Below are 663 nucleotides of genomic sequence, written 5' to 3' on the forward strand. Positions count from 1 at the left end.
TTCAAAAATATCGAATTACCCATGATGGTACCGGTCGTTCCCATTGCGCTTACAAAATGGGTGATCCTTCCATTGGTATCTTTCCAAATCTCAGGTGCTGTAGATTTGATATGACATTGCAAATTATCGGGATTGTCGAACTGGTTCAGCATGAAATAACCATCATTATTAACTTTTTGCTGTGCGTAATCCCGTGAGGCTTCCATGTCGTCGCATAGGGTAAACTTTGCGCCAAAGGCTTCAATTGCCAAGGTACGTTCCCGGGTTGAAGATGCTGGTAATGCGATCTCTAATTCCAGGCCAAAGGTACTGGCGATCATGGCCAGGGCGATACCTGTATTGCCACTTGTCGCTTCAATAATTTTATCTCCCTTTTTCAAGGTTCCGCGTTCAATTGCTGAACGGATCATGTTTAATGCAGCCCTGTCTTTAACCGACCCCGCAGGATTATTACCCTCCAGTTTGGCAAAAATTTTAACGTTTGGATTTTTTTGGAAACTGGAAATTTCAACTAATGGAGTATTCCCGATGGTGTTGATGATATTTCTCATTATTCATAAATTTAAATAACCGTGTATATTTTAGTAATTTATTAGGGCCTTTTCTTGCATCACATAATGTTATTGTCTTTGCACCGCAAACTTTTTTGATCCGGCAACACAT

Annotated in this window: 1 protein-coding gene; it reads right to left on the minus strand. The window is 40.6% G+C overall.

Annotated features, from left to right (window positions below; genetic code table 11):
* A partial coding sequence (locus KXD93_RS30530) for a pyridoxal-phosphate dependent enzyme (RefSeq protein WP_258141353.1) occupies positions 1-551 on the minus strand: 551 nt, incomplete at its 3' end.
* Positions 552-663: the final 112 nt, after the last annotated feature.

The organism is Mucilaginibacter phenanthrenivorans (genome assembly GCF_024721155.1).
Lineage (GTDB): Bacteria > Bacteroidota > Bacteroidia > Sphingobacteriales > Sphingobacteriaceae > Mucilaginibacter > Mucilaginibacter phenanthrenivorans.